Origin of the sequence: Gordonia sp. NPDC127522 (genome assembly GCF_042672305.1) — a bacterium.
Taxonomy (GTDB): Bacteria; Actinomycetota; Actinomycetes; order Mycobacteriales; family Mycobacteriaceae; genus Gordonia; species Gordonia hongkongensis.
This window is the reverse complement of sequence record NZ_JBHXVK010000008.1, coordinates 46,536-67,799: the sequence shown is the minus strand read 5'-3', so window position 1 is coordinate 67,799 and position 21,264 is coordinate 46,536. Positions and strand designations below refer to the sequence as shown.

General features: G+C 64.6%; 20 protein-coding genes. 10 read left to right on the top strand and 10 right to left on the bottom strand.

Annotated elements, in window-relative coordinates; all coding sequences use genetic code 11:
- The first annotated feature begins 9 nt into the window (after positions 1 to 9).
- The 4 genes from ACFVHY_RS14840 (at position 10) to ACFVHY_RS14825 (ending at position 4,023) form a co-directional block, all read left to right on the top strand.
- A complete protein-coding gene (locus tag ACFVHY_RS14840) occupies positions 10 to 954 on the top strand; it encodes an acyl-CoA dehydrogenase family protein (RefSeq protein WP_390273041.1) in 945 nt (314 codons plus the stop codon).
- 5 nt (positions 955 to 959) lie between these two features.
- Complete coding sequence (locus ACFVHY_RS14835; protein ID WP_390273237.1) at positions 960 to 1,742, top strand: enoyl-CoA hydratase/isomerase family protein; 783 nt, start codon at positions 960 to 962, stop codon at positions 1,740 to 1,742.
- A complete protein-coding gene (locus ACFVHY_RS14830) occupies positions 1,742 to 2,950 on the top strand; it encodes an acyl-CoA dehydrogenase family protein (RefSeq protein ID WP_390273039.1) in 1,209 nt (402 codons plus the stop codon). Before ACFVHY_RS14835 ends, ACFVHY_RS14830 begins: the two co-directional genes overlap by 1 nt.
- 89 nt (positions 2,951 to 3,039) lie before the next feature.
- Positions 3,040 to 4,023 (top strand): acyl-CoA dehydrogenase family protein, encoded by a 984-nt coding sequence (locus ACFVHY_RS14825; protein ID WP_390273036.1) that lies wholly within the window; start codon positions 3,040 to 3,042, stop codon positions 4,021 to 4,023.
- Between the two features lie 11 nt (positions 4,024 to 4,034).
- Here the strand turns inward: ACFVHY_RS14825 and ACFVHY_RS14820 are convergent, their stop codons facing one another.
- From ACFVHY_RS14820 to ACFVHY_RS14795, 6 genes are all read right to left on the bottom strand, one after another.
- Positions 4,035 to 6,437 carry a CoA transferase gene (locus tag ACFVHY_RS14820; RefSeq protein ID WP_390273032.1) on the bottom strand — a complete coding sequence of 801 codons (2,403 nt, stop codon included), beginning with the start codon at positions 6,435 to 6,437 and terminating at the stop codon, positions 4,035 to 4,037.
- A gap of 17 nt (positions 6,438 to 6,454) precedes the next feature.
- On the bottom strand, positions 6,455 to 6,868 hold the full coding sequence (locus ACFVHY_RS14815; RefSeq protein ID WP_390273029.1) for a Zn-ribbon domain-containing OB-fold protein: 414 nt from the start codon (positions 6,866 to 6,868) through the stop codon (positions 6,455 to 6,457).
- Between the two features lies 1 nt (position 6,869).
- Positions 6,870 to 7,796 carry a thiolase family protein gene (locus ACFVHY_RS14810; protein ID WP_390273026.1) on the bottom strand — a complete coding sequence of 309 codons (927 nt, stop codon included), beginning with the start codon at positions 7,794 to 7,796 and terminating at the stop codon, positions 6,870 to 6,872.
- A gap of 217 nt (positions 7,797 to 8,013) precedes the next feature.
- The gene (locus ACFVHY_RS14805; protein WP_390273023.1) at positions 8,014 to 8,553 is read right to left on the bottom strand and encodes a PaaI family thioesterase; all 540 of its coding nucleotides are present in this window, start codon (positions 8,551 to 8,553) and stop codon (positions 8,014 to 8,016) included.
- Between the two features lie 47 nt (positions 8,554 to 8,600).
- The gene (locus ACFVHY_RS14800; RefSeq protein WP_390273020.1) at positions 8,601 to 9,374 is read right to left on the bottom strand and encodes an SDR family NAD(P)-dependent oxidoreductase; all 774 of its coding nucleotides are present in this window, start codon (positions 9,372 to 9,374) and stop codon (positions 8,601 to 8,603) included.
- A 3-nt stretch (positions 9,375 to 9,377) separates the two neighbouring features.
- Positions 9,378 to 10,883 (bottom strand): class I adenylate-forming enzyme family protein, encoded by a 1,506-nt coding sequence (locus ACFVHY_RS14795; protein ID WP_390273017.1) that lies wholly within the window; start codon positions 10,881 to 10,883, stop codon positions 9,378 to 9,380.
- A 79-nt stretch (positions 10,884 to 10,962) separates the two neighbouring features.
- On the opposite strand from ACFVHY_RS14795, the gene ACFVHY_RS14790 reads away from it, so the two are divergent.
- The 5 genes from ACFVHY_RS14790 (at position 10,963) to ACFVHY_RS14770 (ending at position 15,117) form a co-directional block, all read left to right on the top strand.
- Complete coding sequence (locus ACFVHY_RS14790) at positions 10,963 to 12,129, top strand: CaiB/BaiF CoA transferase family protein (RefSeq protein ID WP_390273014.1); 1,167 nt, start codon at positions 10,963 to 10,965, stop codon at positions 12,127 to 12,129.
- Positions 12,126 to 13,394 carry an acetyl-CoA hydrolase/transferase family protein gene (locus ACFVHY_RS14785; RefSeq protein WP_390273011.1) on the top strand — a complete coding sequence of 423 codons (1,269 nt, stop codon included), beginning with the start codon at positions 12,126 to 12,128 and terminating at the stop codon, positions 13,392 to 13,394. Before ACFVHY_RS14790 ends, ACFVHY_RS14785 begins: the two co-directional genes overlap by 4 nt.
- Positions 13,394 to 14,170 carry an enoyl-CoA hydratase/isomerase family protein gene (locus ACFVHY_RS14780; RefSeq protein WP_390273008.1) on the top strand — a complete coding sequence of 259 codons (777 nt, stop codon included), beginning with the start codon at positions 13,394 to 13,396 and terminating at the stop codon, positions 14,168 to 14,170. Before ACFVHY_RS14785 ends, ACFVHY_RS14780 begins: the two co-directional genes overlap by 1 nt.
- A gap of 156 nt (positions 14,171 to 14,326) precedes the next feature.
- Positions 14,327 to 14,590, top strand: coding sequence for a hypothetical protein (locus tag ACFVHY_RS14775; RefSeq protein WP_390273005.1), 264 nt, complete (start codon positions 14,327 to 14,329; stop codon positions 14,588 to 14,590).
- 116 nt (positions 14,591 to 14,706) lie between these two features.
- The gene (locus ACFVHY_RS14770; RefSeq protein ID WP_390273003.1) at positions 14,707 to 15,117 is read left to right on the top strand and encodes a globin domain-containing protein; all 411 of its coding nucleotides are present in this window, start codon (positions 14,707 to 14,709) and stop codon (positions 15,115 to 15,117) included.
- A gap of 36 nt (positions 15,118 to 15,153) precedes the next feature.
- Here ACFVHY_RS14770 and ACFVHY_RS14765 read toward each other — a convergent pair whose 3' ends face one another.
- From ACFVHY_RS14765 to ACFVHY_RS14755, 3 genes are read right to left on the bottom strand one after another with little or no spacing between them, the layout of a single operon-like run.
- Positions 15,154 to 17,526 (bottom strand): PEP/pyruvate-binding domain-containing protein, encoded by a 2,373-nt coding sequence (locus ACFVHY_RS14765; protein ID WP_390273000.1) that lies wholly within the window; start codon positions 17,524 to 17,526, stop codon positions 15,154 to 15,156.
- Positions 17,523 to 18,521 (bottom strand): TIGR03617 family F420-dependent LLM class oxidoreductase, encoded by a 999-nt coding sequence (locus ACFVHY_RS14760; RefSeq protein ID WP_390272997.1) that lies wholly within the window; start codon positions 18,519 to 18,521, stop codon positions 17,523 to 17,525. The genes ACFVHY_RS14765 and ACFVHY_RS14760 overlap by 4 nt, the downstream gene beginning before the upstream one ends.
- Before the next feature lie 9 nt (positions 18,522 to 18,530).
- Positions 18,531 to 19,646 (bottom strand): hypothetical protein, encoded by a 1,116-nt coding sequence (locus ACFVHY_RS14755; protein WP_390272994.1) that lies wholly within the window; start codon positions 19,644 to 19,646, stop codon positions 18,531 to 18,533.
- Positions 19,647 to 19,697: 51 nt separating this feature from the next.
- Here ACFVHY_RS14755 and ACFVHY_RS14750 point away from each other — a divergent pair, with 51 nt between their 5' ends.
- Entirely contained in the window at positions 19,698 to 20,297 is a 600-nt protein-coding gene (locus tag ACFVHY_RS14750; RefSeq protein ID WP_390272993.1) for a TetR-like C-terminal domain-containing protein, read from the top strand.
- Here ACFVHY_RS14750 and ACFVHY_RS14745 read toward each other — a convergent pair.
- On the bottom strand, positions 20,272 to 21,225 hold the full coding sequence (locus ACFVHY_RS14745; RefSeq protein WP_390272991.1) for a proline dehydrogenase family protein: 954 nt from the start codon (positions 21,223 to 21,225) through the stop codon (positions 20,272 to 20,274). The two genes, ACFVHY_RS14750 and ACFVHY_RS14745, sit on opposite strands and share 26 nt — an antisense overlap.
- Positions 21,226 to 21,264 lie beyond the last annotated feature (39 nt).

Sequence of the window (21,264 nt, the reverse complement as noted above, 5' to 3'; positions counted from 1 at the left end):
AGGTGCGCGATGCACATCGACCTAGGCTACGAAGCGAAGGAGTTCGGCGTTCAGGCGGCACGAGCATTCGACGCGTCGGGTGGCGACTCCCTCGCGGTGCTGGCCGCCGCGAACCCGGCTGGACGTATTCATGGTATCGAACAGACCCTCGGTGCCCTGGGTGCCTTCGATCTCAGACCACTCGAGGACCCGACTGAACTGGAAGCGGCCGCAGCGCTGTGCCGGGCAAGTGGAATGGTCGCACTGCCGTACCCGGTTGCTGAAAGGCTGTGCCGAATCACGCCGGAGCTGCACGGGCTGATCGTCGTGTCCGACAACGGACCTGCCGGGCCGGTCGCCGACATCGACATGACCTGGCTTGCGGTCACCATCGATGGGTACGGGCATCAAGCGCAAGCACGATCAGGTGCGTCGATACCCCCGACCGAGGGATTCACTGCGCAACTCGACCTCGACGGGCCGGAGATCGAGGTCGCGGCACGAGCGATCGCGCTGGGCATAGTACTGCCGTGCTGGACATTGCTCGGAATGATGGAGCGCGCGATCGATCTCACCAAGCGGCACGCTCTACTGCGCGAGCAGTTCGACCGGCCGCTCGCCCACTTCCAGTCAGTAAGGTTTCAGCTCACAGACGCCGAGGTCGAGTACCGCGGTGTTGACACTCTCGCGCGATATGCTCTGTGGAGCATTCAGAATCATGACGACAACGCACTAGCAGACGCGCTTGCGGTTCGTCTCGCAGCCGTCGAGGCCGCCGATCTGGTCTTCCGTACGGCCCATCAGATCCACGGCGCGACCGGATTCTGCGACGAGTCCACCCTGTCCTGGCTCTCACGCTATAGTCTGTCCATCCGGCGGCTCCCGTTCGGCCGGTCGGAGACCGAAGCATTGTTGACCGAGCAGGTCGGCCGCCGCGGAATCGCCGGCTTGTTCACTGAGCCGGCCGGGGCGTGACGCACATGTCCTATGACCTTCCAGCCGAGTTGCGGGTCGAGTCCGACGGCGGCATCCGCGTTGTCGTCCTCAACCGTCCCGACCACCTCAACGCGATCGATCAAACCTTGCACGCGGCCCTGGCAAAAGTGTGGCGTCAGCTCGCCGCCGACCAGGATGCGCGAGTTGTCATCGTCACCGGAGCCGGTCGATCCTTCAGCGCTGGGGGCGACCTGCTGTGGATCGAATCCTTTCTGACCGACACCGCGGCCCGAGACGACAGCATCCGCGAAGGGGCACAGATCATCGAGGAGATGCTGCGCTTCCCGTTACCGGTGATCACCGCCGTCAACGGGCCTGCCGTCGGCCTCGGTGCCAGCATCGCGGCCCTCTCGGACATCGTTCTGATCGCCGACACCGCCCATCTGGCCGACCCGCACGTGAGTGTGGGTCTCGCCGCCGGTGACGGCGCTGCCGCGCTGTGGCCTCTGCTCACCCCGCTACTACGCTCACGCGAGTTCCTGTTCACAGGCGACCCAATCGACGCACGTACCGCCGTCGAGCTGGGGCTGGCCAGCAGAGTTGTTGCGGCCGACGATCTGCTTGCGGAGGCCCACAGCTTGGCGACAAAGCTCGCGGGGCAGCCGACCGAAGCACTTCGGGCCACGAAGCGCGTTGTCAACATGTTCGTCTCCCAAGCCCTGGCCGGACCCGTACAAGCGGGATTTGCGGCGGAGTTAACCACGATGCAATCCGACGAGCATCGCAGACAACTGGCCGCACTGCGCCGCCGGAGCGAGGTTCGCTGATGGCGCCGCCGATTGCGACCGACCTCGACGATTTCCGCTCAGCGGTACGGACATGGTGTTTCGAACATATTCCGAAGGACTGGGAAAGTCAGCAGACCAACGCCTCTGATGACGACTTCGTCGATTTCCAAAGGGAATGGCTCCAGACGCTTCGTCGCGCGGGTTTCGCAGTTCCGCACTGGCCGAGCGACCATGGTGGTGGGATGCCGATCTCGCAGCAGATCGTCCTGTACCAGGAGCTCGCCGCTCACAACGCACCACGGCTAGTGGTTCCATTCGTGGCGATTCATCACGCCGCAGCAACACTTTTCGCTGCTGGCACCAAGGAGCAACAACGGAAGCATCTTCCGGCGATCCTCGACGGGGAGGTCTGGGTGCAGGCCTTCTCCGAGCCGACCGCCGGCTCGGATCTCGCCGCTCTGAAGACGCGTGCCGAACTCGACGGTGACGCATACCTGATCAACGGACACAAGGTGTGGGCGAGCGGAGCGCAGTACGCCGACTGGTGTTTGCTGCTGGCGCGCACCGACCCGCATGCACCGCGACGCCAAGGGATTTCGTATTTTCTGCTCGACATGACATCGACCGGCGTCGATGTCCGACCGATCCGACAGGCCAACGGGGAGTCGCACTTTTGCGAGATCTTCCTCGACGATGTCCGCATACCGCGAACGAACCTGGTGGGTTCTGAAAACGCAGGCTGGACGGTTGCGCAAGAGACTCTCGGGGCCGAACGTGGGTTGACGATGCTCGAACTCACCGAACGACTCGCCAACGTCGGTTTCCGTCGCTTGGTCGAGCAATGTGTGCAACCCGACTCCTCTGGGCGCCGATTGATCGACGATGCGGTGGTACTGAATGGACTGGCGTCCCTCGAGACGGACATCTCCGGCGTCCGAGCATTGGCCGTCCAGCTCGTGCATAAACACGAAGACCGCACAATCCAGCCGGCGGATGCGTCGGTGGTCAAGCTCTCCTACAGCGAAATCCTGCAGCGATTCACTGATTTTGGCGTCGAAGTGGGCGCGCTGAGTGCGCAGCAGATCCGACGAAAGTCGCGATCGGGAGGTTGGGAGTCGGGGGCCTGGGTGTTGGACTTCATCGGATCGTGGGAGTGGACGATTCCGGGCGGGACTAGTGAGATCCAGCGGTCGATCATCGCCGAACGCGGCCTGGGTTTGCCTCGTGAGCCGAGGGGCGCACGATGACCGTAGACCTGTACGAGATCCACGACGAACTCCGCTCGGTGGCGCGAGGTATCCTCGCCGGTCTCGGTAGTGCAGAGGACATCACGCGGTTGCCGTGGTCCACGGTCAGGCAGGCCGGCTGGACGGGCCTCGAACTGCCGGGTGACGCCGGTGAGTGCGCAACTTTCCGCGAGGTGGCCGTCTTACTCTTCGAAGTGGGGCGGGCCTGCGCCGGTTCACCCTTCCTCGCCGTGGCATCGATCTCGGTGGCTTTCGCGCAGCTGGGCGTTCCCGGTGATGAGCGAGACCGTCTGACGGGTGCGATCGAGGCCGCCGAGTCGGTGCATGTCACCGCCGTCGCCGCCGACAGTTTGGAGCCGCACACCGCCTTCGATCTCGTGCACAGCAACGGCAGGTGGTCGGTACATGGCACCGAGTCCTCGGTCCTCGACGCCATGTCCGCAGATCGACTTCTGCTGCCTGCCCGATATCCAGACGGTAGGCCGGCGATCGCCGTCATCGACGCAGACAGTTCGGGTATCTCGATAACCGAACAGCCGCTGGTGGATGAGACTCGAACGATGGGGCGGGTTGACGCGGCCGGTGCTGTGCCGGACGCGGTGATACCAATGCTCTCAGAGGATTCGAACCCTCTGTCCCACATCGCGGATCGAGCAACGCTCGCCCTTGCGTGGGACAGCCTCGGTCTGAGCGAGGCGATGTTGGAGGCGACCGTCGCATACTGCGCGGCGCGCGAGCAGTTCGGCCGTCCGATCGCATCGTTTCAGGCAGTTAAGCACGCTTGCGCAGACATGTTCGTTCAGATATCGCTGGCGCGGGGTCTTGTCGACGAGGCCACCGAGCTTGTCTCCGATCGATTGCCTGGGGCGAGCCGAGCTGTCTCCATGGCCAAGGTGTCCGCGTCGGTCACGGGTGTCCAGGTAGCTGGTAAAGCGGTGCAATTGCACGGAGCATACGGGTACAGCTGGGAGAGCGGTCTTCACCGGTATCTGAAGCGGGCGATCCTCAATCGGAGCCTGTTCGGTTCGCTGTCGGCGCATCGAAGACGAGTTGCCGAAGCGTACGGGGTGTGAGCAGTCCGCACTCATCGTTGCGACGGATCGTGAGGCCTGGACACGATGGTCTCGTGCAATACACCCGCGTCGATCAACGAGTCCACCTCCTGATCGTCGAGCCCCAGCAGGTCATGAACGATTGTTCTTGTGTGCTCGCCGGACAGCGGCGCGGGTTCGAGCCGGACATCGGGGATCCGCCGGAAGTGCGCTGGCGTGTTCTCGCTGGGCATGGGGCGCCGAATGTGCGGGTGGTGCGCCATCCTGAACGCTTTGCGGGCACGCAGATGCTCGTCGTCGAGTAGTTCCGTGAGCCGGTTCATCTGTGCGGCGGGAACGCCCGCGCTCTGCAGAGCCTCCGCGGCCTCACGAGGTGTTCGAGTCAGTGTCCAGGCGGCGAGGTCGGCCTCGATTCGACGAGCGTGCGACTCGACATCGCCGTCGGTGGACACAGCACTGTCCACGGTGACCTTCGCGTCAGCAAGTACTGTCCTGAGTGCGGCCAGTTCGCCGGATGTACGAATGTCGATGACAACCCACTCATCGTCACCTCGGCACGGAAAGACGTCCCGGATGGTCGAAGGTGGGTTGGCGGCCAACCCTACTGACGCGGCCGCGTACAAATCGGCGTTCTGCGCGAGGATGACTTCTGCTTGTGACACGCTCACTGTTCCGCCGCTGCGTGTGCGATGACGACGCACCAGCAACGCGACGATCCCGAAGGCGGCGACTCGCGCGGCCACGTGATCTGGATAGATTGTCGATGCGTCGCAGTAGCCGCCGACGTTCGAACCGTCGGGATCGCTTGAGTTGTAGCGCCATAGCCAGCTGAAGCCGGTTGCCGCCCGGACCAATGGGCCGTAACCCAGGTGCTGTCCCCACGGGCCGTCGCATCCGAATGCGCTCGAGTCGGCGATGACCAGTCGTGGATTCACACGCAGGAGTTCGTCGGTGCCGATGCCCAGCTTGTTCATGGTGCCCGGCTTGAAGTTCGACAAGACGACGTCGGCAGTCCTAGCCAATTCCAGGAACAACTCTCTGCCGCGTTCGGCTCGAAGGTCCAGACCCAGGCTGACCTTGTTTCGGTTACCCCAAGCGAAGACCGGGCTTATCCGCTCCGTGGTCAATGACTGCCGCGATCCATCAGGAAACGCCGCGCTCTCCACTCGGATCACCTCGGCACCCATGTCGGCAAGCAGACGACCGGTCTCTCCACCCACCACGATCACCCCGAGGTCGAGCACGCGAACCCCTTCGAGGGGACGGCGTTGCGGTGCTGTCGGTTCGGAGGCCGAGAACTCGCGACGATCTCCATTGGGACGATCACCGAGGACGGACGTATCGAACCCATCTGTCGCTGGACGAATCCCTACGCGCTGCCCGTCGATTCGTAGGAAGGAATCCGGCACCGACATGTCCCCGAGACACGACGAGACGCTCGTGAAGACTCGACGCTCGGCAAAATGCTCTGCACCCAGCACTTCGGCGAGGTCGAGCACGGGCGCCGCTGGAACACCGAGTCTTTGGAGCTCCTCGACCACCTCTTGACGCCGGCGGCCAGCGAGCCGACGACCGATCGCCGGGTAGAGACTGTCGGCAATCGCGAATCGAGCAGCCATGTCCGAGAGCCCCGGATCGGCGAACTCATCAGGACTGCCCATCCATGTGAAGAGCACCTGCCATTGCCGCGGCTTGAGAATGCACAGCCTGACGTGGCCGTCCACGCACGGGAAGATCGGGTACAGGTGGCCGGCCGCCGGTCTTCCGCGTGGACCGTCGACGGTCGGCACGCCGCTGGTCGCCGAGCCAGCCATTCCGTACGCGGGGTCCAGCACCTGTACCGCGGATTCGAGCACCGACACCTCTACGTCATCTCCGCTCCCGGTGACAAGGCGATTGTGATAAGCCAAGAGACCCGCCCACGCCGCGACGATGGCCGCTGTCTGCGTCGGCAACGCCGCCGGAGGTATCTTCGGTGGATGCCCGGGCAGTCCCGAACGGGAAAGATACCCGCTCAGAGCGCTGTGCACCGCGTCCGTTCCCGTCCAGCGACTATAGGGCCCCGTGCTACCGAATTGTGAGGTCGTCACCGTCACAAGCCGCGGGAAGCGTGAGCGGAACTCGTCCTCGGTCAGGCCCAACACCGCAGGAAGTGATGTCTCGCCCTCATTGAAAGCCACATCGCACGTCCGGAGCATGCCGTCGAGTGCAGCGATGTCGTCGGCGCTATCAAAATCTATCGGCCTGGAACGCTTGTTGACGTTGTACACCTGCTCGACGATCTCCGTGTGCGCGTCGCCGAACCTCGTGGAATCGGGTTCCATCACTCGCAGCACATCAGCCCCCAGATCCGCGAAGAGCCGAGCCGACAGACCCGCACGCCCTCTAGTCAGATCGAGGACAAAGAGCCCGGTGAGAGGCAGGTCAGTGGGCACGTCATAACCGTGAGCCATCACCGCGCGACCTCGCGATCCATCGCTGCCGGCGCGAAGCACGGCAACGCCCCACCATCGCAATCGACGAAGGTCACCACCACGGACATGCCATCGACAACGGCGTCGGGCGGACTGCCGATGATGTTGGTCAACATCGTCCACTCGTTGTCGACCTCGACAACTGCGACGATGTATGGGGTCACGAAATCTGCCGTGGGTGCCCGAAACACAACGGTGTGGCTGCGGATTACTGCGATGCCGGAGCTCTCCGTATAGGTCCACCGCGCCGATCGGCACGCCGGGCACAACCGTTCCGGCGGGAAGAATCTCGATCCGCACTGTTCGCAGTTGGGGACCACGAGTCGGTGATCCGCGGCCGCCGACCAATACTCGGCCGACAGTTCGGTCGATGCCGGAACTGAGATCGACATGTCAGTCCTTTCCGAGTACGAGCGTCTCGAAGTGCCTGGTTCCGGAGCCGGCGTTCGCGACGACAGCCAACTCGGGCGCGGGAAGCTGATTGACGGCCGTGCCGCGAAGTTGTCTGGTCGCCTCCGCAACTTTGAGCGTCATGTGTTGAGTCCCGTTCCACGAGTGCGAAAGACATCCGCCTTCGGGATTCGTCGGATACGGGCCGTCGAGCGCGATCGAACCGGCCTCGACGAATGCGCCACCCTCGCCTTCCTCGCACAAGCCGATCACCTCGAGTTGGCGAATCAGCTCGAAGGAATTGGGGTCGTAGAGTTCGAATACATCGGCCTCGGCCGCCGCGATACCGGCCAGTCCACACGCCCGTTCGGCCGCCTGGACACCGAGGCGACCGACAGACTCATAGTCAACTGGTGGCATCCCGTGATTGCCCGCGAACTCCATGCCGGCTCCAAGGACTCTGACAGGGGTATGGGGCAGGTCGCGTGCACGTTCGCTCGAGGTGAGGACCACAGCGGCACCGCCCTCACCGGTCAGGCACACATCAAGAAGGTGAAAGGGCGTCGCGACCATCGGCGAGGCGAGAACGTCCTCGGGCGTATAGGGCCCTTTTCCGAACATCATCGCCTCAGGGTTCTTGGACCCGTTGCTCCGGATCGTTGCTGCCGCGGTCGCGAGTTGTTCTGCGGTGGTACCGAACCTCCGCATGTGACCCTGTGCGACCAGGGCGAACAGCGGAACCGAGTAGGCGCCCCAGACGTCGACGAACTCGACTGGGTCGACGGCGGCACCGACCGGTCCGCGACCTCCACCGAACTTGCCCGCCATACCACCGCCGACCACCGCGATGTCGCAGAGTCCCGAAGAGATGGCGGCCGCCGCCTTCAGCACCCCGCGCGCACCCGCGGTGTCCAGCATCCCGTCACCCACCCAACTAAGCGTTCTCCCCAGAACTCTGGCCCACGAGGCACTCTCATCTACCGTCCCGCCCGGCCCGGGCCAGTCAGCGGCCACTCCGTCCACCTCGTCTGGCCGGAGACCCGCGTCTGCGATCGCACCGAGGACTGCCTCTTGCGCCAGATCGAGACCTGTTCTGTGCGGAAGTCGCCGGGCTTGCTCGGTGGCATACACCCCGACAACAGCAACATCACGCAACGCCATGGGACTTCTCCTCTTCGCTGGTCAGCCAACGCTGGGTACGTTCGTAATGACTCATCTCGCGCTCGACGAGAGTCGCGGTGGCATTCGCCAATTCGGTTCCTGTCAGCGCGAGACGTATGGTCGCTCGCACCGTCCACTTGCCATCAGCACGCTCGGCGAGCCACGCTCGCGCGGTCAGTGGTCGGCCGATCGGGACCGGCTTCAGGTAGGTAACACTCAGTGCACCCGTGACGACCAACTGATCCATGTGTAGCGGAAGGTGACCCACGATCTCCACAAAAACACCGGAAATCCAACCACCGTGTGCCACACCGGGTCCGCCCTCGTTCTCGGGACCACATATCAGTTCGTAGTCGATTGATTGACCGTCATCGCCGGCGGTCTCGCGCCGCATGCCCATTCGGCATCGTCCCGATCGGCGACATGGCGGGCAGAGTACGGCGAACTCGTCGCCGTCTGCCTGCTCATCCGCTGCTGGACCGTGGAGTTCATTGTTTCCAGTTGTTTCGTGCATGTCGACCTGCATTCCCCGATTGATCACTGAACGTACGAATTGCCTCTCGAGCCCTTACGTCATCTCGCGGTCCAACCACCGTCCACGACGATCGTCTGACCGGTGACGAAGCGGCCTGCTTCCCCAGCGAGCCAGATGATCGCGCCCACCAGATCCGATGCGCTCGCGTCGATCGGCAGCGGTGTGTTTCGTCGCAGAAAGGCCCGTCCACGCTCGTCTTCGTACAGGCTGTCGGTGATCTCGCTCCGAAAGAACCCCGGCGCCACAGTGTTCACTCGAATCGAATGCCGAGCCCATTGCACCGAGAGTTCGGCCGTGAGACCAGACAACCCGGCCTTGCTCGCGGCGTAGGACGCCTGCGGAATGCCGGGAATGCCGACGCTTCCGCTGATCGACGAGACGTTGATGATCGAACCGCCGCCGCTGGCCTGCATGTGTGGAAACACCGCCTGCGCCAGCCGGATCGGCGCCACAAGGTTCAGATCTATTGTGCGCCTGATCTCGTCGAGGGATTCTGATTCGGCCGGCCCGGTACCGAATCGATTGCCCGCTGCATTGACCAAAATGTCCGGCGCCCCAACTGTACAGGCGATTTCCGGAACAAGTCCGTCGAGCTCATGCGGTTCTGTGAGATCGGCAGACGCAGCGTACCCGCCGATCTCCGCCGCGAGTTCGTCGAGTCTCTCGCGACGCCGTGCCACGACAACAACTTCGGCACCCAATGACGCGAAGGCCCGGGAGACCTCCGCGCCCAGCCCCGACGATGCACCCGTGACCATCGCGACGCGGCCGGTCAGATCGAACGACTTCAGCGGATCGGCGAGTGACGGCATCGCTCACCGCGCTCCCGATGGGCGATGCTCAGTAGTACCGAGTATCGTAGCGAGCCTTGTACGTTCGACCTTGCCCATGGCATTCACCGGCAGCTGGTCTACCCTTTTCCACACCTCGGGCACCTTGTAGGAGGCCAGGGACCGGCCGCAGGCCGCCGCGATCGCATCAAAATCTATGTCCTCAATCGACGTCTGGACAACGGCTGCGACACGCTGGCCCAACCTGTCGTCGGCGATCGAACACACAGCCACTCGCTCTACCATCGGATGAGATGCGATCACTCGTTCGACTTCCATCGGATAGACGTTGGCGCCGCCGCGAATGATCACCAGCTTCTTCCGGTCGAGCACGGATAGCCAGCCGTTCTCGTCGACCTGCCCGATGTCTCCGGTCGAAACAGTGCCACCTCGTGAGTCATCGTGCACTGTGCCGTCACGCCAGTAGCCCAGAAGTGGCGTCCACTGTCCAGCCCACGACCCTGATGCGGCACCGGACAACCTCAGTTCTCCCGTTTCCCCTGGAGCAAGACGCCGGCCTTCATCGTCATACGCAGCGACATCGTATTGCGGCATGACCCGACCGCTTGCCCCTGGACGCCACTCCCCGCCTGGTGGGTCGATGGCCACCACGGTCGGGGCCTCGGTGAGTCCGTAGGTCGCGCGCGGAACGATCCCGTGCGCTCTCGCGAAGTCGCGGCGCAACGAGTCGGACGTGTCCCCTCCACCACTCCACACCTCGGTCAACGAGCCGAGGTCCGCACTCGATCGTCGTGCAAGGTCATACAGTTGCGCTGGAGCGCCGTTCCACACATTCACGCGGCCGGCCCCGATCCAGTCGACCACTCCATCGACATCGCGGCGATCCATGACCACCGCGCAACCGCCCGCTTGGGCACACAACAGGGTGGACAGGACCATCAGGTTCAGAATGGTCATCGGAAAGCTGTCGCCCTTGCGCAACGCCGTCCCCCACCGCCTGTCAGCCACCAACGCGGCGCCGGGCAACAGTAGGTTTCGCTGACTGTGCACGACCGCCTTGGGGAGTCCTGACGTACCCGAAGTGAAGGCTATCCCGGCGGGGGCATCGGGGTCGATCTCGATCTGGGGCGGCGCGTCGGCCTCTTTCAGCAACGTCGTCCATTGCTCGACATCAACGCGCGAGGGTGCGTCGATGCCGCAGTGAGAACCTGCGATCAAGACGGTTGGGGAACACAGTTCGTGGAGACCACCCTGTTCCTCCGCGGACAGCGCCTCACCTATCCCCGCCCAGATAGCACCCACGCGCTGGGCGCCGTGGAAGGCCGCCACGATATCGAGGTCGTTGGGCAAGCAGGCAGCGACGCGGTCGCCGGGCCGCACTCCCATCGACCACAGCGCCCCGGCCGCACGCGTCGCTTCACGATCCAGCTCACGATAAGACCACACGCCGGACTTCGCCTCTACTGCTGGAGCTTCCGGATTGGTCCTGAGTGTCGATTCGAGTACTCGGGCAATCGTTGTTGGATGCACATCTCCTTGATACCACTATCCTTACAAGGTTTCATCAGATACGGTCGCACTGTCCGAGAACCACTAATCAGGATGGGTGATGAAACACAACGGTCCACTATCTGGAGTACGAGTCATCGACCTGACGGCGATGGTGATGGGTCCGTACTGCACGCAGATCCTGGCAGACATGGGCGCAGACGTGGTGAAGGTGGAGCCGCCCGGCGGAGACGACACGCGACGGATCTCGGTCGGACCGGAACCCGGCATGTCCGGAGTGTTCGCGAATGTCAACCGCGGAAAGAGAAGCGTCGTTCTCGATCTGCGAACGCCAGAGGGAGTCAGTGACCTGAATCGGTTGATCGCCGACGCGGACGTGTTCATCCATTCGATGCGGGCCAGTGCGATCGACCGACTCGGCTTCAGCTATGACGCTGTTCGCCAGCGAAATTCATCGATCATCTATACGAACTGCTACGGATATGGGCGCCGAGGACCGCACCGAGACCGCACTGCATACGACGACACCATTCAGGCCGAATGCGGGATGGCGGACGCACAACGCCAATTGACCGGCGCCACTGGCTACGTGGGAACCATTCTTGCCGACAAAGTGGCAGGCATGACGGCCGTATACGCGACGGTCATGGCACTCTTCCACCGGGAGCGGTCAGGGGACGGGCAGGAAATCGAGGTCCCGATGTTCGAGACAATGGCAGCCTTCATGCTTGTCGAACATGCGAACGGGGCCATGTTCGAATCCGACTTGGGGCCGGCAGCTTATCCGCGCGCGGTCACTCGACACCGAAGGCCCTATCGCACCCGAGACGGTTACATCTCGGCGATGGTGTACAACGACAAGCAGTGGAACGCTTTCGTATCAGCAGTTCAACCGGACTGGGCAGGCCCTCATCTCGCGACCCTGGCACAGCGCGCGGCCCGTATCGACGATGTGTACACGCTGCTCGCCGGCACCTTCGCGGAGCGCCACACCGACGACTGGTTGGAACTGTTGCGCTCGTTGGGGGTTCCAGCGGCGCCCGTTCTCTCCCTCGACGAGTTGTTCCAAGACGATCATCTCGACGCCGTGGGCTTCTTTCACACAGTAGACAGCCCTTACGGCCCAATCCGCTATCCCGGCCCACCGACATGGTTCTCTCTAACGGCAGGGGCCGTTTCAGGGCCGGCACCCAGGCTGGGTGCTCACACCACCGAAGTCTTGGCGGACCTCTCCGTGAACGAGCCGACAAATCCCCCGTCACGATGAGCCCATCAGCCGTCGAAGAGCTTGACCTGCAGGAGATCCTGAGACCAGGTGACCAGATCGTCGTGGGCCAAGCATGTGGCGAACCCAGCACTCTTATCGAAGCCCTGTTCCAACAGCACCACTTGCTTGACGGTGTGTCGATCTTCGTTGCCACCAGCTTCTCTGGAGTGTTCTCGCCGTCAATGCCGACGTCGCTGGCGATGTCGAGCATGGGAGCCATCGGTGAGCTACGCTCTCTCGCCGCCGCCCACAGACTTCAGATCGTGCCGTGCCATGTAAGTCAGATCGGTCCACTGATCGAGAGCGGCGCGATCAGATGCGATGTCGCCTTCGTCCAGGTGAGTCCATCTGATGCCGACGGACGACACAGCTTCGGACTCGTCAGTGACCATGTTGCGGCGACCACGCGGACAGCACGCACCGTGGTTGCCGAGGTCAACGACCAGGTGCCATTCACCTTCGGACAGTATTTGCACGCCGACGTTATCGACCACGCCGTCCGGAGTTCTCGTCAACCGGTTCAGGTGATCTCCAATCAGATCTCCGATACCGAGCGGGCGATCGCAACCCATGCAGCTTCGTTCGTACAGGACCGTTCGGTGTTGCAGATCGGCGTCGGGGCTGTTCCCGACGCCATCCTACGGATGGTGTCCGATCGACGTGATCTGGGAGTCCATTCGGGGATGATCGGCGACGGCGTCGTCGATCTGATCGAAAGCGGCGTGATCACAAATGCGTACAAGGAGATCGACACGGGCGTGACGGTTACCGGTGCTCTCATCGGAACCGATCGCCTGTACACGTACGCACACCGCAATAGATCCGTACGCATGTGCAGCTCGGACTACACCCACGGGGCAGCGCCTTTAGGCGCGTTGACCCGGCTCGTCACAGTCAATTCGGCACTTCAGGTCGATCTCACCGGCCAGGTCAATGCAGAACAGACCGGCACCCTGTACGTCGGCGGAAACGGAGGACAGGGTGACTATGCCCGGTCCGGGTCGCGATCACAATCCGGTCGGGGGCTCATCGTACTTCCATCAACGGCGAAGCGCGGAACCGTCAGTCGAATCACAACCCAACTCACGGGCCCCGTCACCACGCCACGAAGCGATGCCGATGTGATTATCACGGAGTACGGCGCCGCCTGCCTGCGTGGCCGCACTCTCGCCGAACGCGCGAGACTGCTAGCGGCGATTGCTCACCCGGCCTTCCGTGAAGATCTGGAAAGGCACGCTGCCCAAATCGCGAGCCGAGGTTACTGATGGACAAGCACTCAGACGACGCAGTCTTGTTCGACACGTCGGTCGACGGTCTGGCGATCATCACGCTCAATCGTCCGGCGACGCGCAACTGCCTCGACGCCGATATCCGTGCCGGCCTCTTCGAGGCATGGACCAGGTTCGAGAATGACGCGTCACTGCGGGTCGCGATATTGACCGGCGCCGGGAAGGCATTCTGCGCAGGTGGTGACCTCACCGAGATGGTGCGCACCGAGATGGCAATACCACCACGCGACATGTTCCCCGTGCCATACGACACCATTGAACTCACCAAACCAACAATTGCGGCCGTCAACGGAATCGCCTATGCCGGTGGTTGGATGCTGGCGCAGTCATGCGATCTGTGCGTCGCCAGCACGACTGCCAACTTCGCCGTCACCGAAGCCCGCGTCGGACGCAGTTCGCCCTGGGCAACCCCTTTGATCCACATGATCCCACAGCGAATCATGATGGAAGTCCTACTCACCGGACGGCCGATCACCGCAGAGCGCGCCTACGAGATCGGGCTTGTCAACGCTGTCGTCGATCCCGAACTACTCTTGGAACACGCACTCGGGCTGGCGCGCACGATCCTCGATAACGCTCCCCTATCGGTCGCTGCCGGGCGGGAAACTGTGATGCTCTCGACCGAGATGGGCAGATCGGCGGCCCTGATAGCCGCCCGGCATGCGTCCGTCGCGTGCTACGAGAGCCGCGATGCACAGGAGGGACCGCGAGCCTTTTCCGAGAGAAGAACACCACTGTGGGAAGGACGTTAAGAACACCTCGCGCCCAGCCTGTTGTTCGGCAACCCTCTTAGGGGATCGATAGTAGTTCTGGCGACGGCGGTTGTCGGGTGACAACACACCTCAAAGGGATAGGAGGAACTAGGAGGGGTACTACCCGGCGGTTGCGGGACCTTGGCGTGTCGACACATGCTGCCACCCAGGGTGCCCGGCGGTCGTGAACTAGCCGACGTGCGAGTTCCGCAGAACAGATCCACGCAGCACAAGAAGGCAGGGATCTCGGTGGTCGGCGAACTGACGCTGGCCTATGAAGAGCTCGCCGTCACCGCCGACCCCGGCGCAGTCCTCTACATCTACACGGCTGAACCCGGCTTCCCCAGCGCGGAACGCCTTCGATTGCTCGCTTCCTATGCGGCCAGCGAGGTCGCCGGCTTTCGAGCCACGTCAGCCTGATCTGTACCGGTCCGGCCATTCCGCTGTGCAAGGCCCGGCGTCGTGCTAGGTGTTACAGAGATACAGACACTGTGTCATTGTCACATCGCTCGACTCCGACGAGGTGCAGCCCCACCATGTTGAACCCAGAAGTATTGCAGGACAGCCTTTCCCTGGTCATTGACGACGAACAGAAGTTGATGCTCGACTTCTACGACCGATTGTTCGCCGAACATCCGGAGGTCCGGCCGATGTTCGGCGCCGATCTGCGGCCACAGGCCACGATGCTCCAGCAGGCCATCGCGGCGGTCCTCGACCACCTCGACGACGCCGAGTGGCTCGGACGCACGCTCGGCGCGCTGGGACGGCGGCACAACGACCTCGGCGTGACGCCCGAGATGTACGGCTGGGTGGCCGGTGCGCTCATCGCGACGATGGCCGAGCGCGGGGGTGAGGAGTGGACCGACGAGATGACCGCCGCTTGGACCGATGCTCTGGGCGCGGTCGCCGGCCTCATGCTCGACGCGTATCCGGCCGTCGCCGACTGAACCGGGACGGCCGGACTCGGCCCAGGGCCGGTCCCGTCAACGACTCTCGAGCCGTTCGACGATCCCGCGATCTCCATCGACCCGCACGCGGTCTCCGGTCCGCAACACCTGGGTGCCCACCAGGGTGTTCACGACGCACGGCAGCCCGTACTCGCGGGCGACCACCGCACCGTGCGAGACCGAACTGCCGATGTCGGTGACCAGCGCACCGATGACGGTGAAGTACGGCGTCCAGCCGACGTCGGTGACGGGTGCCACGAGGATCTCACCGCGCTGGACATCACGCGCCTCCACGATCGACTTCGCCACGCGCACCACGCCTTCGACGGTTCCCCGGCCCGCCGGGCGACCCACGATCCGGCCATCGCCGACATTCCGCTCAGGAGCCACGACGCGCGGGGACGGGCGGCCGACCGACACATCGTCGAACTCGAGCCGATCCTGGTACGACAACGCTTCTCGACGCTTCCGCGCGCTCTCGACGAGGTCGGTGACGTCGCCGGCGCCGACGATCCGTTGCAGCTCCGCACGGTCGAAGAAGAAGACGAGATCGGCGTCGGGAAGCCGCCCGGTCTCGACCAACACCTCGCCGAGGTGCCGGTAACCGCGCTTGAGCCGATGGGCCATCAGCGCCATCCGCGACTTCGTCTCCTCGCGCCCGCGCGCGCCGCCCTGCGCCAGGCGGGCCAGGACTCGGATCGCCCGAGCGGGGTGCGGGTCGGCGGGCGCACGGTCAGGTCGCGCGACGGTCCGGGTCCCGACCGAACGCAGCATCACCTGCATCATCGCCCCCAGACCACCGGGGTCATCGGCCCAGGACGGGTCGCGCATGCACAGTTCGCGGTACCCGCGATGTCCGTGGCGCCCGAGGAATCTCCGCAGGGCCGAGCCGACACTTCCGTCGGACGACTGCAACGTCGTGACCGCATCGTTGGGCGGTGCATCGAGGAACGCGTCGGCGACCGCGGAATCGGCGGCGATCGTCCGTACGACGGCATCGAGTTCGGCGAGCATCAGTGCGCTCTCCACCTCCGAGGCGCCGGCCATGAGCCGGGCGGCCTCGGCCTTGCCGTCGTCCTCGGTGCGGCCGTCCTTCTCCGCGCGCCGGACCAGCACGCTCTCGAGCACATTCGCCGCGACGGCAGCACGTGAGGACGACCGCACATGGATGAGGGTGACGTCGCAGTACTGGGCGACCCCGGCTTCCAGCTCCTGCCATACGATCCGGGGGTCGCGGCTCGTCGGCACCGCGAACCCGGCGATCTCACCGGGCAGTCGACGGATGGCCGGACCGACCGACAGCGCGTGCGAGGTCAGCCGGATGGTGTTCCCGAGCTTGCGCCGGAACGGTTGTGGCGGCTTGGGTTCGAGTTCGTCGATGACCCGCCCGCAGATCGAGGTCGAGAACTGTTCCAGCGAGTTCCCGAGGATGCCGGAACTCAGTGCCGTGCCCTCGGTCAGGTTCAGGAACATGTGCCCGTAGAAGTAACCCACCTGCAGCCAGGGCTTCTCGTATCGCTCCTGTGCCCGGGCGACCACCTGCACCATCTGCATCGCGTAGTCGATCGCGAATCCGGAGACCGATGCGGTCAGCGGACAGAACGCGCCCGGCATCATCTCGCCGATGTTGCATCGTGTGTAGACATGGTCGGCGCCGGCCACCGGCGAGTCCATCTCGTTGAGGTCACCGGGCAGCGTGGTGATCGGCCGGGCCTGCAACCACCAGAGTTCACCGGATTTGTCGATGGCCCATTCGAGGTCCATCGGCCGGCCCCACTCCTGCTCAGCCCGGCGGGCGCCGGACTGGATCGCCGCGACCTCGACCGGGGACAGAACCGGCGCCGCAACGGTTTCGTTGACCACCGCGGTTCCGTCGGCATCGAGCACGACGTGATCGGGAGCAGCCGTCCCGTCGACGAGCGATTCGCCGAGTCCGGAGACGACGTCGATCACCGTCAGGTCCCGTCGACCTGAGACCGGGTCCGCGGTGAACACCACGCCCGCGGCGCGCGCATCGACCATCCGCTGGACCACCACATTCATGGTGGCCGCGCCGTTTCCAGAATATGACGACGCTCGTCGCGAGTGCACGGAGTCGGCGCAGGCGCGGACCGCGGCGACGAAGTCGTCGACCGAATCGACCCCCAGCACGGTGTCGTACTGTCCGGCGAAGGACTGGTCGTCCCCGTCCTCCCCCACGGCCGAAGACCGGACCGCGACCGGCGTCAGTCCGGCGGCGGCCATCTCGTCGAATCGTGCTGTCGCAGCGTCGGAAACCCCCGACACGCCGGCGATGACATACCCGGGCGGCACCGGGAGACCCAGGCGCCGCAGACGTGCGAGCCCGGCCGCCTTGCCGCCGTAACGGCCGTCAGTGATCTCCTCGAATTCGACTGTCTTCGCGCTCATCTCGCGTCACCGGTCAGGGAATCGACGATCTCGGCCAGCGGTTCGACACCGATGGGTCCCGGTTGGTAGAGGCAGATGCGGTCGGACACACCGTCGACGCGGTCGCGGATGTGTGCGGCGATCTCGGCCGGAGTGCCGCAGGCGGCGATGGTGTGGAGGATCTCGTCGTCGATGAGTCCGGCCATCTCCTGCCAGCGGCCCTGTTTGGACATCGTGTTGAGTTCCGGCTGCAGGTCGCCCCATCCGTGCGCGTCAAGCACGGGCCGGTATGCGGGAGTGGAACCGTAGAACGCCAACAGCATTCGCGTCGAGGCATGGTCGTCGTCGCCCGTGCCGACCGAGACGATGATCTCGGGCACCACCTCGAAGTCGTCCTCGCTCCGACCGGCTGCCGCGAGACCGTCGCGGACCGCGGGCAGGGTCGTGCCGTGCAGGAACCGCTTCGACCCGAACGGCATCACCAGCAGACCGTCGGCGACCTCGGCGGTGGCACGGGTGAGCCGAGGGCCCAACGCGCCCAGGTAGATCGGCGGCGGCCCGTACGGATTCGGGCCGGGTACGAAGGTCGGCGTCATCAGGGTGTGCCGGTGATACTCGCCCCGGAAGTCCAGACGTTCACCGTCGTTCCACGTCGCGAAGATGGCCCGCAGGGCGCCGACCATCTCCTTCATCCGCTCGACGGGACGGTCGAACTCGGCGCCGTACCGCTTCTCGATCTGGGCGCGCACCTGAGTACCCAGTCCGAGAATGAACCGTCCCTCGCTGAGCAGCTGCAGGTCGTTCGCCTGATGAGCCAGTTGAATCGGGTTGCGCGGGAGCGCGATCGCCACATTCGACATGATGTCGAGCCCGTCGACCGCTGTCGCGAGCGCGAGCGGCGTGAACACGTCGTGCGGACCTTCGAAGGTGAACACCCCCGACGCGCCGGCCTCCTGCAACGCACGCGCGCGATCGACCGCTCCGACCGGATCGAACAACGCCGTCATGATCTTCATGTCGATGTCCTAGCCGATCACATCGGTCCAGTCGGAGAATCCCGACGGGTGATGAGGACCGATGACGCCGTGCTCGAACAGACCGGCACCATGCCGGACGGTGCCGTCCGGTTCCGTACAGACGGCCGACCCGACGTGGTCGATCAGACTGAAGGGCGCCCGCGCCATCACCTCCGGGTCGGTGAGGTCGAAGCTGACGCGTTCGGCGAACGGTCCGTCTCTCCATGTGCCGTGTCCCCACGACGAGTCGCCGCCGTACCCCGATCCGAACGCGATGGGAGCGAACAGTTTCGACTCGACATCGAGAACCACCCGGTCACCGGCACGGGTCAGGAACTCGACGTGCGCGCCCCGGGGAATCCGTGTGCCCGGCGTGTAGTCGATGGCGACGCGCACACCGTCGAGTTGCTCGACACGACCGTCCCGCCAGCGCCGCGTGCAGTCGTAGAGACTGCGATGACCGTCGGGATCCTCTTGCAGGATCAGGAACAACTGGAAGTCGTCGAAGGCCAACGGCAGGTACAGCCACCACATACCGCGGAAGGCGGTGTCGGGCCGGCCCGCGGGTTCGGACTCACCGACGGGGCGGATGCCCCACGACCGGTCACGACTCGCCACGCTGGTGTCGTGCTCGACCGTCAACCGCTCCCCGTCGACATCGATCCATCCCTGCCAGCTGCCCACTTGCGCAAACCGGCACGCCTGCAGGGTGACCCGCCGTTCGGTGAGCATGTCGTGCGGCTTCTCCAGCGCCGCGGGGAAGAGACCGCGCCAGGTCAGATCGGCGGAGATCCCCTCGGTCTCGGCCAGCGTCAGATGTAGTTCCTGCAACGGCTCCAGCACATCCAGGCGGTAGCCGTTGACGTTCTGCCGCAGGCGGTCGTCGTCGATGGCGTCGCTCAGGTGCACCGCGGTCTGGGTGTCGCCGCGCCGGACGACGAAGTAGGCGTCCTTGACCCCGAGCCGCGGGTAGTAGCCGATGCCGGTCAGCGCCATGAACCGGCCCTCGCGGTCGAGGACGTTGAAGTACGAACGGTCGTAGAAGTTCCGGTCGGAGGTCGCCGGCCAGGTGATCGGCGCCGGGGCCTGATGGATCGGATATTCGTCGAGTGGACTGAGTTCCACGGACCCTCCCATAAATACGATGCACACCGTATTGCAACTATGCTGGGACTCATGACAGCAGATGGCCGAAGGGAACACAAGAGGTCGAACCCTGCGTCGCCCGGACGGCCCCGCGACGGGCGGATCGATTCCGCGATCATCGCGGCCACCCGCGAACTCATCCTCGAGACGGGCTACCCGGCGCTGTCCCTCTCGGCGATCGCGGCCCGCGCGGGCACCACCACCGCGGCCATCTACCGGCGCTGGTCCGGCAAGGCCCAACTCGTCCACGAAGCGGTGCTGGCAGCCGAAACCCTGGAACCGCCAACGGGTTCGGGTGACGCCCGACAGGACATCCGGGCCCTTGTCGAGATCGTGCGTGCCATGTTCAACCGACCCGAGGTGCGCGTGGCGCTTCCGGGTCTCATCGCCGACACCGTGGCCTCACCCGAGCTGCACAGTCAGATGATCGCCCGGCTCGCCGGCGACCTCACCGCCTTCGAACGCCGGTTCGGTCAGGAACGCCGGGGCGACGACCGGTTGCCCATGCTCGCGGAGGTCGTCGCCGGTACCGCGATCTTCCGCATCCTCATCCGCAGCGACGCCGCACTCGACGACGCGTGGGTCGAGGAGATGGTCGAGCTGATCACCGAGCGGTGGCCGGCGGGCTGATCGGCCCGCGCCCCAGGTCGACGATGGCCTGGAACACCCTCGTCGGGTCTTCGGCGATGCGGTTGAGCACGTACAACCACCATTCCGAGCCGAAGATGCAGTATTCGCGCGTGGCAACCCCGTTCGCCGCCAACCGATCGAGGAGATCGGTTCCGAGACCCATCAGCATCTCGACCTCGAGGGCGTCGGCGGCGCCGACCGAGTCGAGGACGCGCGTCAGCAGCACCTCGTCGTGGGTCGCGAGTGTGAGGGAGCCGCCGCCGTCGACGATGCGCCGTGCGAGACTTCCGAAGCGCTCCGCCAATTCCGGATCCTCTCGCGACAGCGCGGTCGAATCCGATTCGTAGAACGCGCCTTTGACGAGCCGGATGCGGCCACCGATCGCGAGGAGGCGTTCGACGTCGCCCTCCGAGCGGTGGAGCCGTGCCTGGAGTGTGACGCCCACATTGTCGAATCGCTGCGACAACCAATCGTAGACCTCCAGAACCTGGTCGGCCCGGTCCGATCCCTCGGCCGAGATCATGAAGACCGAGTCCACCGCGGCACACGCCTGTGCCAGGCGGGAAGCGTTGTCGCGCACCAGTTCCTCCGAGACGAGGAGGCCGATGTGCGACAGATCGCCGGAGACCGTCGACGGCAGTCCGGTCCGGCCGATGTGTTCGGCGACGGACACGAACACGTCCGTGGCCGCGGTCGCTTCGGCGGCATCGCGAACGCTCTCCCCCGTGTACTCGATGCTCACCCGGTGCCCGCGTTCCACGGCGCGCGCTCCGGCGCGGATCGCGGACTCGACAACTTCTCCCGCGGTGTAGCGGTCGGCGACTCGCCGCGCACAGTCGGCGAGCGCGGGGTCGGCCATGACCCGGGACTTCAGGTCTTCGTCGAGCGCCCATCGCCGGAGAGTGTCGGCCGCAGTTGTCGTCTCCAAGTCATCCCACCTCTGATCACGCATGTGCTGACCCGCACA

Bases quoted from the DNA above. Each gene is read 5' to 3' on its own strand.
- ACFVHY_RS14840 (WP_390273041.1), top strand. From the start codon at position 10: ATGCACATCGACCTAGGCTACGAAGCGAAGGAGTTCGGCGTTCAGGCG.
- ACFVHY_RS14835 (WP_390273237.1), top strand. From the start codon at position 960: ATGTCCTATGACCTTCCAGCCGAGTTGCGGGTCGAGTCCGACGGCGGC.
- ACFVHY_RS14830 (WP_390273039.1), top strand. From the start codon at position 1,742: ATGGCGCCGCCGATTGCGACCGACCTCGACGATTTCCGCTCAGCGGTA.
- ACFVHY_RS14815 (WP_390273029.1), bottom strand. From the start codon at position 6,868: ATGTCGATCTCAGTTCCGGCATCGACCGAACTGTCGGCCGAGTATTGG.
- ACFVHY_RS14805 (WP_390273023.1), bottom strand. From the start codon at position 8,553: ATGCAGGTCGACATGCACGAAACAACTGGAAACAATGAACTCCACGGT.
- ACFVHY_RS14800 (WP_390273020.1), bottom strand. From the start codon at position 9,374: ATGCCGTCACTCGCCGATCCGCTGAAGTCGTTCGATCTGACCGGCCGC.
- ACFVHY_RS14790 (WP_390273014.1), top strand. From the start codon at position 10,963: ATGAAACACAACGGTCCACTATCTGGAGTACGAGTCATCGACCTGACG.
- ACFVHY_RS14785 (WP_390273011.1), top strand. From the start codon at position 12,126: ATGAGCCCATCAGCCGTCGAAGAGCTTGACCTGCAGGAGATCCTGAGA.
- ACFVHY_RS14780 (WP_390273008.1), top strand. From the start codon at position 13,394: ATGGACAAGCACTCAGACGACGCAGTCTTGTTCGACACGTCGGTCGAC.
- ACFVHY_RS14775 (WP_390273005.1), top strand. From the start codon at position 14,327: ATGCTGCCACCCAGGGTGCCCGGCGGTCGTGAACTAGCCGACGTGCGA.
- ACFVHY_RS14770 (WP_390273003.1), top strand. From the start codon at position 14,707: ATGTTGAACCCAGAAGTATTGCAGGACAGCCTTTCCCTGGTCATTGAC.
- ACFVHY_RS14765 (WP_390273000.1), bottom strand. From the start codon at position 17,526: ATGAGCGCGAAGACAGTCGAATTCGAGGAGATCACTGACGGCCGTTAC.
- ACFVHY_RS14760 (WP_390272997.1), bottom strand. From the start codon at position 18,521: ATGAAGATCATGACGGCGTTGTTCGATCCGGTCGGAGCGGTCGATCGC.
- ACFVHY_RS14750 (WP_390272993.1), top strand. From the start codon at position 19,698: ATGACAGCAGATGGCCGAAGGGAACACAAGAGGTCGAACCCTGCGTCG.